The sequence below is a fragment of the Streptomyces sp. NPDC055099 genome (assembly GCF_053607685.1).
Window position 1 is genome coordinate 1 of sequence record NZ_JBSGUA010000046.1, and the last position, 10,966, is coordinate 10,966.

The 10,966-nt window shown below is 69.3% G+C and carries 9 protein-coding genes and 1 pseudogene; 5 read left to right on the forward strand and 5 right to left on the reverse strand.

Translation table 11 applies throughout. The features are described 5' to 3' along the window. Window positions 1-199: 199 nt before the first annotated feature. Window positions 200-490 (forward strand): helix-turn-helix domain-containing protein, encoded by a 291-nt coding sequence (locus ACWFRU_RS41845; protein WP_453694053.1) that lies wholly within the window; start codon window positions 200-202, stop codon window positions 488-490. Window positions 491-676: 186 nt separating this feature from the next. On the opposite strand, the gene ACWFRU_RS41850 is transcribed toward ACWFRU_RS41845, so the two are convergent. The 3 genes from ACWFRU_RS41850 to ACWFRU_RS41860 form a co-directional block, all read right to left on the reverse strand. Further along, window positions 677-2,557, reverse strand: coding sequence for an ATP-binding cassette domain-containing protein (locus ACWFRU_RS41850; protein ID WP_453694055.1), 1,881 nt, complete (start codon window positions 2,555-2,557; stop codon window positions 677-679). A 76-nt stretch (window positions 2,558-2,633) separates the two neighbouring features. Beyond that, entirely contained in the window at window positions 2,634-4,211 is a 1,578-nt protein-coding gene (locus tag ACWFRU_RS41855; RefSeq protein ID WP_453694057.1) for a hypothetical protein, read from the reverse strand. A gap of 90 nt (window positions 4,212-4,301) precedes the next feature. Continuing rightward, window positions 4,302-4,430, reverse strand: coding sequence for a hypothetical protein (locus ACWFRU_RS41860; RefSeq protein ID WP_453694059.1), 129 nt, complete (start codon window positions 4,428-4,430; stop codon window positions 4,302-4,304). Window positions 4,431-4,567: 137 nt separating this feature from the next. Between ACWFRU_RS41860 and ACWFRU_RS41865 the strand changes: the two genes are divergently transcribed. From ACWFRU_RS41865 to ACWFRU_RS41875, 3 genes are all read left to right on the forward strand, one after another. Further along, a complete protein-coding gene (locus ACWFRU_RS41865) occupies window positions 4,568-5,944 on the forward strand; it encodes a hypothetical protein (RefSeq protein ID WP_453694061.1) in 1,377 nt (458 codons plus the stop codon). Window positions 5,945-6,060: 116 nt separating this feature from the next. Beyond that, the gene (locus ACWFRU_RS41870; protein WP_453694063.1) at window positions 6,061-6,870 is read left to right on the forward strand and encodes a hypothetical protein; all 810 of its coding nucleotides are present in this window, start codon (window positions 6,061-6,063) and stop codon (window positions 6,868-6,870) included. A gap of 578 nt (window positions 6,871-7,448) precedes the next feature. Continuing rightward, on the forward strand, window positions 7,449-7,880 hold the full coding sequence (locus ACWFRU_RS41875) for a VOC family protein (RefSeq protein ID WP_453694065.1): 432 nt from the start codon (window positions 7,449-7,451) through the stop codon (window positions 7,878-7,880). Window positions 7,881-7,950: 70 nt separating this feature from the next. Here ACWFRU_RS41875 and ACWFRU_RS41880 read toward each other — a convergent pair. Beyond that, a pseudogene (locus ACWFRU_RS41880) lies at window positions 7,951-8,031 on the reverse strand (IS5/IS1182 family transposase); the annotation flags it as partial. Window positions 8,032-8,220: 189 nt separating this feature from the next. Here ACWFRU_RS41880 and ACWFRU_RS41885 point away from each other — a divergent pair. Next, window positions 8,221-8,409 (forward strand): hypothetical protein, encoded by a 189-nt coding sequence (locus ACWFRU_RS41885; protein ID WP_453694067.1) that lies wholly within the window; start codon window positions 8,221-8,223, stop codon window positions 8,407-8,409. Between the two features lie 205 nt (window positions 8,410-8,614). On the opposite strand, the gene ACWFRU_RS41890 is transcribed toward ACWFRU_RS41885, so the two are convergent. After that, entirely contained in the window at window positions 8,615-10,021 is a 1,407-nt protein-coding gene (locus tag ACWFRU_RS41890) for an erythromycin esterase family protein (RefSeq protein ID WP_453694069.1), read from the reverse strand. Window positions 10,022-10,966 lie beyond the last annotated feature (945 nt).

Genomic DNA, 10,966 nt, shown 5'->3' on the forward strand with positions numbered 1-10,966 from the left:
GAGGCCCTGCCTTCATGCCCACGGCCAGCGGCAACCACCCGATCGAGACTCCCGTTCGACGCACTCCCCTCAAGATCGGAATGACAACAGCCACTCAGGAGATGCTCGACCGTTTGTGCTCTGGACATGGTTGACACGTTCGGCTGAACGTCCGTCATCCCCCGACCACCGAGGGTGCAGGGCTGCTTCCGTCGGTGACGTGGATGTTCAGCAGTTGGCCGAGTACCGCTACCGGGCTGTCCGCGAGGTGCTCGGTGGGTCCCCGATCGGTGAGGTCGCGGCCCGGTACGGCACCTCGCGTCAGACGTTGCACAGCTGGCGGCGGCGGTTCGAGCAGGAGGGCATGCCCGGACTCCTGGATCGCTCCCGGCGCCCGCGGGAATGCGTCGGCGCCTGCCGGACGGATTCCCCCGGATCGCACGCTGATTGCCCTGCGCCACGACTCCTGCGGACACTGAACTACCTCGTGGGGACAGGGGTGCGGCGCTGAGAATCCACAGGTCACACCGAACCCGCTACACGGTGCACCCTTCCAGGACCGAAACCGCCAATTCGTGCACCCCAGGCCCGTGCGCATCATGCCCTCGGATGGTTCCGGAGTGGCTACGCGATCAAAGCCGCCCTCGTTCAGCCCCAGCATGATCGGGTGCGGCCCAGAGGATCTTTTGGCTGTAGTTCAGCGGTCCTGTGCCAGTTTGTAGAGCTCGGCGAGAAGCCCACCACGGTCCATAAGTTCCTGCCATGTGCCCTCTTCCCGAACCCGGCCGCCGTCGAGAACGATGATCCGGTCAGCGATCCGGGCGTTTTCAAGGTTGTGCGTCACGAAGACTGCGGCCCTGCCCTCGGCGAGCCCTTTGAACCGGCTGATCACCAGGTGCTCGGCGCGCGCGTCCATGGCAGACGTCGGCTCGTCCAGCATCAGCATGGCCGCGTCCCGGTAGAAGGCTCTGGCGACCGCGATGCGTTGCCATTGCCCGCCTGACAGGTCGGTGCCGCCCCAGTTGGAGCTCGCGACCAAGGTGTCCAGGCCGTAGGGGACTTTCGCGATGACGCTGTCCGCGCCGGCGGCCCGAGCAGCGTCCAGGAGGAGGGCGTCGTCCTCTGTGCGGGGTTGGCCGAGGTGGATGTTGTCGCGCAGGTTCATGGGCCAGCGGGTGTAGTCCTGCGGGACGAGTCCCACCCGCGGCCAGAGGCTGTGCGGATCGGCTTCGGCCAGGTCTACGCCGTCCCACGTCACCCGGCCGCCGGTGTTGGCGACGCGCAGTCCGGTGAGCAGGGCGGAGAGGGTGGTCTTGCCCGAGCCGTTCTCTCCGACCAGCGCGATCAGTTCGCCGCGGCGCAGGGTGAGGCTGACGCCGTCGACGGCCGGGGTGTCGGCGCCGGGGTAGGTGTAGGAGACGTTCTCTGCGCGGATCTCTGCGGGTGCCCCGGCCGGGACCTGCGCGGTCCCGCGCTCGGCGCGTAGGGCTGTGGCGGTGCGCAGGAAGGACTGCCAGTCCTCGAGGTAGAGCGAGGTACGGAACAGGCGTGCTGCGGCCATGACCAGGGATGTCAGGGCGCCGGTGGAGGTGCGCACCGCGATGACCGCGGTGGCGGCGATGGCCAGGTCCATCCGCCCGGTGGCGGCCAGCCACCCGAGCGCGATCCACGTCGCTGCGAGCATCAGGCCGCTGACGGCGGAGCCGAGCAGCGTGACGCGCAGGACGCGCGGGGCTGCGCGGCGGTGGGTGGCTTTGATCCGGTCGGTGATCTGGCGGTACCAGGTGGTCAGGAAGCCGGCCATGGTGGTGGCGCGGACCTCGGCGGCGGTGCGCTGGTTGGTGGAGTAGTAGCGCACCAGGTAGCGCAGATGGTTGTCGGAGATGTTCTGGTAGTCGGCGCGGTGCTGGATCCGGGAGGTGGTGATGGCGGCCGCGCCCTTGGGCACGACGGCCAGGACGAGCAGCGGCAGCAGCAGCGGGTGCAGGATCGTCAGTACGGAGGCCGCGGCGATGAGTTGGGCCAGGGCGGACATCAGGGCCTGGGCGTCGCCGATGAGGGTCTCGGTTGCCTCAGCGCCCTTGCCGGCGGCCTGGAGGCGGTCGGTGAAGCCCGGCCGGTCATACGCCTCCAGCTCCACCTTTGGGGTCGCGGCCAGGATCTGCAGGTCAGCTTCGGTGGCGACTTCCGGGGCCAGGCGGGCGGAGGCATAGACGGCGAGCGCGTCGGCCCCGGCCCGCACTCCGGTGGCGACGGCGACGACGATCAGCGAACCGGTGGCCGCATCCACCCGCTCGGCGACCGGTCCGCCGGTGAAGAGGTGGCTCATCGCACCGGGCAGTGCGGCAAGTGCGACGGCTGAGGCGATGGCGACGACGAGCTGGCACAGCGCGAGCCAGAGCATGGCGGGGCGGTCGGCAGCCCAGCCGAGCCGTGTGGCAGCGGCGATCGTGCGTGGGAGGCGGGCGGCCATGGCCCACCAGGAGGCGTTCGCGATGTCCTCGAAGCGCGGGTCGCTCTGGTAGCCGACTTGCTGCGGGGAGCCGGAGGATTTCGGGGCGGGTGAGGACTGCGTCACCCGCCCCATCCTGGTGCGTCCGCCGTGGGCTCTGGGGCCCTTTGAGCCGAAGTCGCCCGTGTGATGGACAGGACGTCTACAGGGCCCGAAGCGCCAGTTCGACAGCGGTGATCAGGAACAGTCCCGTGCGATACGGCGCCGCCTCGTGCGGGCTCAGCGCAGCCCGCTCGAAGGTCTCGGCGAGCACCGCGGCATCGAGATACCCCTGGTCGATGAGGTGCAGGTCCTTGCCCCAACCACGCAGCAGACCGGTGGCGTACTCGTGCACCGCGCGGTTCATCAAGTGGCCGAAGTTCTCCCGCAGGGCAGGGTTCACCACCGCCTCGGGCAGGCCACGGGCGGCCAGGCGCTGATGCAGGAGGAGCTTGTCCTTCTTCCACTCGATCGGCAGTCGCTGGCCGAAGCGCACCAGGTCGGCGTCGGTGAACGGGGCGAGGGTCCACAGGCCGCGGCGGGCAAGCAGCGGGGTGGCGACCTCCAGGGCGACCAGCGCTGTCTCCGGTGCCACGGTGGGCGGCGCAATGCCGGTATTGACCTCGCCGAGCAGATCCCGGACGCGTTCGCCGCACCAAGCGGGTGCGGACGGCGCCGGGGTTGCCCCGCCCTCTGGGTGGCGGACACGGGCGACTTCGTCACCGCCGAACCCGGACACCACCGTGATGATGTCGCGTGTCCGCACGGCTTGGGCGAGCGCGTCAGCGGCCTCCAGGTGCGGCTCGTCCAGCGGACTGATCGCCCCGGGGTGCGAGCGGCGCAGGGCGCCCGGCGACAGCGGTGGGTATGCCGAGGCGGGCACTGTGACATCGGCGGCGAGGTCGAAGTGCTCGATCACCGTGCGGCGCCGGAGCACCTGCTGCTCTCCGGCGTCGCCGCCGATCAGCATGGCGCAGGGCGTGATCCGTTGAGGGTGGTTCAGCGCGAGGGAGATGGCGAGGTTGGTGGAGTCCATCCCGCCCGACAACTGCGCGGCAGTCCGGCCAGGGGCGAAGGGGCGGCGGGTAAGGACGTGGTCGACGACCGACTCGAAGGCATCCACCAGCGCCGCACCATCAGCGTTCTCGGCCAGCTCGGAGGGCAGGGCATGCGCGGCGGCTGAAGGGTAGGCCAGGCGCAGGCCCTCAGCATCGGCGTACGCGGTGGAGCGCTCGGAGAGCCGCTGGATGGTTGTGAACAGCGTGTCGTGGCCGTAGCGGGGCCGGCCGACCAGCAGCCGCATCACCTCCAGCTCATTGAGCGCGTCAGGAGAGAGGCGCTCGCGTAAGTCCATCAGCTGCCACGAGCCGGTCAACCGCCCTTGCGCATGGGTGAGATAGAGCGGGCACACCCCGCCCAGCCCCGTCTGAAGTCGCACACCCTGCAGGCCTGCCTCAATCCAGATGCCCTGCACCGGCCAGCTGCGGCACTCCTGGACAGCGCGCTCGTACACCGCCTCATCCACCGGAGCCGGGGCGATCGACCGCAGCAGAGAGGCCCGGCCTGCGGCCCGTTCACGCACCACCATCAGCGTTCTGGCACCGTCGGTGACCGACCTCGCTTCCAGCGCTGGGTGGGACAGCGGCAGGATTCGGTCCTCTCCCCTGGCCCAGCCTCTCTCCTCGCCGCGCCACTGCCACGGTCCTTGAACGGCGCGCAGGTCGACCGAGCACTCCAGCATGTCCGAACTCCTTCTGTATCGGCCAAGACGACGGGGCCCGCGCGGCTCTCGGCCAGGCGCGGACCCCCGGTGGCGCTGTGCGATCAGCCGTCAGTCCTCGAACCGGCCCTGGTCCGAGGTGTCCGCGGCTTTCTCATCGAAGCGGGCCTCATCGCCCGGCACGGCGGTGATCTCCGGGCCGGCGAACACGGACTCCCACGGACGCGTCTGGTCCTGCATCGCGATCCCCTTCCTTGGCCAATCCCGGTCGACACAACGTCACCGGGCTTCACCAACTAGTGAAGTGCGCACGGGTGTTGGCGGGTAGCGTGGACAGCACGCGGAGCGGTATATCGGGTATACGGGGGCGGGATGCCATGGCCCAGCGCACGCCGAACTGCCAGCTGAGACAGCTCGTCGCCGATTCTGGTCTGACGTATGCGGTCCTCGCGGCAGCGGTGCGGGCCGTGGCCGCCGAGCACGGTGAGTGCTTACGCACCAACAAGTCCGCCGTCGAGCACTGGGTCTCCGGCGCCATTCCGGCTTCCCGCACCGGTCGGTACTTGGCGATCGCGCTCTCCCGCAGGCTCGGACGGCTCCTCACAACCGAGGACATCGGCCTTGGGCCCCTACGCGGGATGGAGGATGACAGCATTGGTCTGTCCCTCGGCGACGACCCGATCGACGCCCTGATGCCGATGTGGAGAGGCGAATTGGACCGACGCAACTTCCTCGCCACCTCCGCCTACTCCGTGGCGGCAGCCGCCCTGCCCCTGGGCTCCGTCGTCGACATCGCCTCACGCACCCGGGCCGGCGCCCGCACTGGTGCCGTCGTTGGCATGGCTGAAGTCACCGCGGTGCGCGACATGGTCCACCTGTTCTCCGAGATGGACGAACGTCACGGCGGACAGCACGGTCGCACCGCCCTCATCCAGTACCTCCGCGACGACGTCGCGCCGCTGTGCCGCGGTCGGTTCCGCACCGATGAGGTGCGCCAGCAGATGCTGTCCGCCGCCAGTCGAGGCGTGCACCTAGTCGGTTGGAAGGCCTACGACGCCGGCAACCAGGCCTTGGCACAGCGGTACTACCTCCAGTCGTTCGCCCTCGCCGCTGAGGGCGGGTTGGTCGGCCAGGACGGATTCGTCATGCGGACCATGGCCATGCAAGGGCTCAAGCTGAACCGGCCCGAACATTGCCAAGGCCTCGCCGAGACCGGCCTCAACCGCGCCAAGGGCAAGGTCGACGTCCAGACCGAGGCCCTCTTCCGCATCGTCCACGCCCACACCCTGGCCAAGACCGGCAGGCGGCAAGCGGCTCTCGCCGAGACCGAAAGGGCCCAGACCCTGCTCGCCACGGAACGAGGCGACGAAGTCCCCTTCTGGGCTCTGGCCTGGGGACCACCTCGAGCCTCTGTCCACTCCCGGGCCGCGAAAGTCTTCGAGACCCTCGGCGACCACAAGACGGCCGCGGAGCAGTACGGCCGCGCCGCTGCCGCCCGCCCGGCTATCACCTACGCGCGCATCGTCGCCCTCGACCTCGTCGCCGAAGCCGAGATGCAACTCAAGCAGGGACTCATTGAGCAAGCCTGCGACACGTGGAACCGGTCCATGGACCACATGAAGGGCGTCCACTCCGTCCGCACCCTCAAGGCCGTGAAGAGCATTCGGAGCGATCTCCGCCGCTTCCGCGCCCGCGGCGTCCGCCCCGCCGCGGAACTCGACGCACGCGCCACTGCCTTCCTGACCGACGCCTGACGTCACACCGGCGACGACCGGCCACAATGGCAGCAGGAAGACCGTCCGGCGATCGTGGTGCACAGGTTGGTGCCACGGGCTGTGCTGCTGCGGAAGGGGCGGTCTAGTGTGGCGCCATGCACCAGCCCGGCGGCCCGTCCACCCTCGATGTGTTCGATGCGCACTTGGAGGCTCTGTGGCGCGGAGCGGACCCTGCGGTCCGGCAGGATCCCGCCTCCCCGGCCACCAAGCAAGCCGACGAACTCCTCGACTGGGCCCGGGACCGGCTTCTGCTCATCCCCCGCGCGCCCCAGGACGATTTCAGGCGCAAGGTCGGCAGCCTGCTGACGGAGTTCCGCGGCCGTCGTTGTCCCTGGAACGCGGCAGCCCTGCGCCTGTTCGACGACGTCTACACCTTCACGGCCACCGGCCCTCGCCGCCACGAGAACTGGGCGCACGACGTCCTCGCCGTCCTGCACCGCACGGTCCGAGACCCCCGGGGCTGGATCCAGTTGGACTGGGACCGGGCCAACGACGCCCGTCACACGGTGCCCGCGTATCCCTTCGACCCGCCGGCCGCGTCGCGGTTTTCCGACTGCCTCCACCCCCTCGATGCGGACGCGGCCGCCGCCGCGCTCGCCGTCATGACCGAGGAATGGCAGATGGAACCCGCGCCCGTCCGCACCCGCCCGGACCAGGACTCGGTACTGGCAGACGCGCGGATGCTGCTCGACAGGTACGGGCCCACCGCACGCTATTGGACCAACGCGACGGCGGCCCGCGGCAACCCCGCCCCCGACTTCCTCGCCGCAGGCCTGCGGGGCACCGCTTCACACAGCTTCCTCACGTCCGCGTACATCGGCGGCCTCGACCTGTTCGACGACCTGGGCGTGATGGCCGTGGGGGACGACGAGGTAGGCGTGTTCTGGTCGATCGGGGCCTACTGACGCGTGCCCGGCAACGAGCTTCGCGGGCGGCCCCCGTCCACGGATCACCGTGTCGCTACTGATCTGTTCGGGATGTTGCCGTCTGGCTAGTGGGGCCCAGTCCGGTGCCGGTGAGGCAGCCGTCGATGAGTTCGCAGCGGTACTGGACGTGCCGCAGTCCGCGGCGCCGAGGGAGCGTTCAAGGTGGTCGTCGCCCGTGCAGGCGATGTTGGCCGGCCAGCCGCGCCGCGGTAAGGACCAGCCTGCCCTCCGCCGGGTCCAAATCTGGTGCATAGGAGGGGAGATAGATGATGGTGAGTCAGTCGTGGTCGGCCGTGTACTGGCGCATCCCCCCGTCCGGTGCGTGTTGAGGTTGTCCCAGATGAGGAGGGTAGGGGCCTGGAGTTGGATGTGGGCGCGGACGATTGATCTTTGGCAGCACGAGAGTGGCCGGGATCGTGGTTCCCCTTTGGGTAAGCACTGACCTCGGTTCGCCCCCGTGACCGCACGACCCAGCAGCGGATGGCAGGGGCCGTCCTCCCGGCAACGTGTGGATCCCCCGTCCGGGGAGATGAGCAGGGCCCTGTTACCGTGCGCCGATGTCAACGATCAAGCAGTTCCAAGTGACCTTCGACTGCGCGGAACCTGCGCGCCTGGCCGCCTTCTGGTGCGAGGTGCTGGGGTACGTCGTACCGACAGTCCCGGAGGGCTTTACCACGTGGGAGGAGTACCACCACTCGCTGCCGCCTGAGGACGAGATCTACTTCGCGTGTACTGATCCCTCGGGCGTGGCCCCGCGCCTGCTCTTCCAGCGAGTTTCCGAGGGCAAAATCGTCAAGAACCGGGTGCATCTCTGTGTGCGGGCCGGCGCCGGACTCGTGGGTGACGAGCGCCTGGCCACCCTCGAGGCCGAATGCGCACGGCTGATGACGCTCGGCGCGAAGCACGTGCTGACGCAGCGCGCCGATGGCGTCAACGAGTCGTGCATCACGATGCAGGACATCGAGGGCAACGAGTTCTGCCTCGACTGACTTTCCTCCGCGACTGCGAGCTGGGGAGCCGTCTCCCGGGCGCCTTCTCAGGCCCCGCATGCGGCGGAAGTCATCCCGTGAGAGCGAGGTTGTGCAGGCGGGCGACGCCGTGCACCGCGTGGTGCACGCCGTCGCCTCTCAGGCGGCAGTCGCCGTCACCGGGCATGCGACGGCAACAGCGCAGCCGCGGCATGACGTCGAGCTGGCGGCGAAGAAGGCCGCGCGGCAGCCGAGGAGAATCCGGTGGAGTAGTGGCCTGGGCTCTCCCTGAGTCCCTGTTCCTGTGGAGTTGTCGGCGACGATCAGCAAGACCGTAGGGTTGAACGCGGAGGGGAAGAACATGATTGATCTGGTGCTGTCGGGCGTATTGGTGCTCGCTGTCGGTGGGTGTGTCTGTGTGGTGTGGGCGGGGCGCGGCGGACCCCGCTGGGTCCGTGGCGTGGCGACAGCCACTCTCGCCGTGGCCGAGCTGGCGCGTCACTCCCATAAGAACCGACGCCGGAGCCCCACCAACAGCGGCGATAGCTAGGAGCGGTCAAACTCGCCTGGCCCGGTCAAGATCACCTGCCAAAGGTCACGCCGTTTCGACCCGCCGAGAGCATCGCAGGCTACATGCCGCTTGGTCGGGGCGTCGTTCCTGCACCATGGACCAGCCCAAATGGGGAATGCTCTGGCGGCGCGGGATGTCGGGCCGGCCGGCCTCCCGTGCCGCCGCTGTGCCGTGCGGTCCGGTGCTACTTAAGCATGTCTGCTGCCTCCACTCGGTGGAGGTGGATCGCTAGGTCGTGGGTCTGGGCGAGCCGGATCTGTGCGGCGTTGCCGTTCCAGGGGTAGGTGGCGCCGATGTTCTTGACGGTGCGTGGTGCGGTGAGCCAGGCGCGGGCCGGGGCGGGGGCGTTGCGCAGGTCCATCATGAAGTCGCGGTGGCGGACCCGGTCCAGGGTGTGCTCGGTGGTTCCGGGTGCGGCCGGGCCGACGGTGAAGTGGTGGATGGCGCCGTCCTGGCCGAGGGCGTTGAACGAGCCCTGGTCGAAGGTGAGGCCGACGCTCAGGTAGTCGCGGCCCAATTGCTCGCGGAGGAAGTCGCCCTGGGCTTTGGGGTGGGTGTTGGGTGAGTAGGTTTTGAGGGCGACGTGGCTGTTGTGGGCGGAGAGTGCGATCTTGTCGCCGGTCTGTCGCTGCCACCAGGTGACGTTCTGTGCCATGACCTGGTCGCGGTAGCGCATGCCGTCGGTGACGTTCTGTGGGTCGTCCCAGTCGAAGGCGTACATGGTGGTCATCTGGTGGATCGCGGTGGCGTGCTGGACGGCCCAGGTGTGCGCGTCGGCGTCGGCGTTCCTGCCGGGCCGCTGTTTGAGCAGGTCCAGTGCCTTTCCGGTTCGCTCGGCGAGTTCCTTGCGTTCGGCCAGCGGCTTCGCGAGGTACTCCTCAACGTACTTCTCGGCGTCGGTGGTGGGGCGCAGGCCCCGGTACAGCTCGGTGAGCTGCGCGCTGAGTTCGGGGCGGGCCTTGGCCGCGTAGTCGCTCACCTTGTCGTACAGCTCGGCTCCGGCGAACCCGTTGTCGTCGCCGACGAAGTGGAGGGGGTCCTTGGGGTGCTTGATGTTGTACGTGCGCATCCACTGGAGCAGGTCTCGGTATTCGGCGGTGTTCCAGAACTGGTAGGTGCCCTGGAACTCCTCGTCCATGATCTGCTTCAGGTTGCCCTCGCCGCGCAGGAGGTAGGCGTCGAGGCGCAGTCCGCTGCTCCAGGGTGCTTCGAGGGCGAAGGCACGGAAGCCCTTCTTCTCGACCAGGTACCGCGTGATGCGGTGCTTGAGGGTAAAGAACTCGTGCGAGTTGTGGGTGGCCTCGCCGATGCCCACCACCTTGGCGTCGCCGATCATCCGGCCGAAGGGGCGCAGGTCGGTCAGGCTGCCGCGGGGGTCGGTGGTGCGCAGTGGGCGGGCCATCTGGTCGAGGGCCGCCTGCGGGGAGCGGAACGCGGCGGCTGCGGTCTCCTGTGGGCCGGTGGGCGCAGCGGCGCCGGCGGGGGCCGATGCGGCGGGCGGGGTCGTGGCGGAGGCGGCGGCCGGGGCGAGGGCCAGGGTGGCGCCGAGCGGGACGAGGAGGGCGGTGAGCAGGGCCTTGTGCGTTTTCATGGGCCCAACTCTCGCCGCGCGGGGACGTGTCGGACCATCCAGTGTGCCCCCCGGTCGGCCCGGGAGTTAGCCACACCCAGGACCAGGACCCTGGTCCTGGTCCCCGGCCCTGGTCCCATGAATAGCGGCCTGGCCTGCCCCGGCCCAACTGGTCGACACGGATTCGGGCAGGCTGCCTTGACGCCGTGTCAGTGGTTCTCGATGACCGGAGGGCTGCGGTGCGATTCGATCGGCTCGGCGTCCGAGTGCAGCTCCTCGTCCGGTGAGGTCGCAGACGGTGGCGTTGGGCGCTGGCCCATGGAGCGGGGCTTACGGTTTGTGGGTGCCCCACAGGAGTTCGGCCGGCCAGCGGTGGACCCAGTCGGGCGGGCCGGTGTCGTGGTAGCCGTTGGGTGTGGCGGGACCCCGAGCGAGAGGAGCGAGGACGCGGCGCAGCCGCCGACGGCCGCGCCGAGCATAAGCACCGCTCCCGCCCACGCCGCTGCGCTCTTGGTCCTCATGCCGTGTCAGCTCCCCGGTACGCCGCGCCACGACGCCCGGGCCGGTGGGCGACACGAACCCGGCGATGCTAACCGGTGGACGGCCCGCCCCGCACGGCCCCCCACACACACGGTGCCGCCCCGCCGGTCCCGTCACTCGTCGAGGACAGCGGCCACCGCACCCGGGCCACCCCTCCCGCGCCCCCAACTCCCCGCCCAACAACCCCATCAGCGTCGTCTCCTCCACCCACACGGCAGCCACCCAGCCCGCCCACCACCACCCCACACAACATTCTCCCCGCTCAACCCTCCCCCCAAGGCGTTGCGTCCCTCGAGCTGCCCACCAGCGCCTTGACTGGCCTCGCCTCGGTGTGAACCGTTCCGGGTTCGGTAGGGACTCGATCGTTTGAGAGGATCGAGTTATGGCACGTCCTTCCCAGTACCCGCTTGAGCTGCGCCGTCGTGC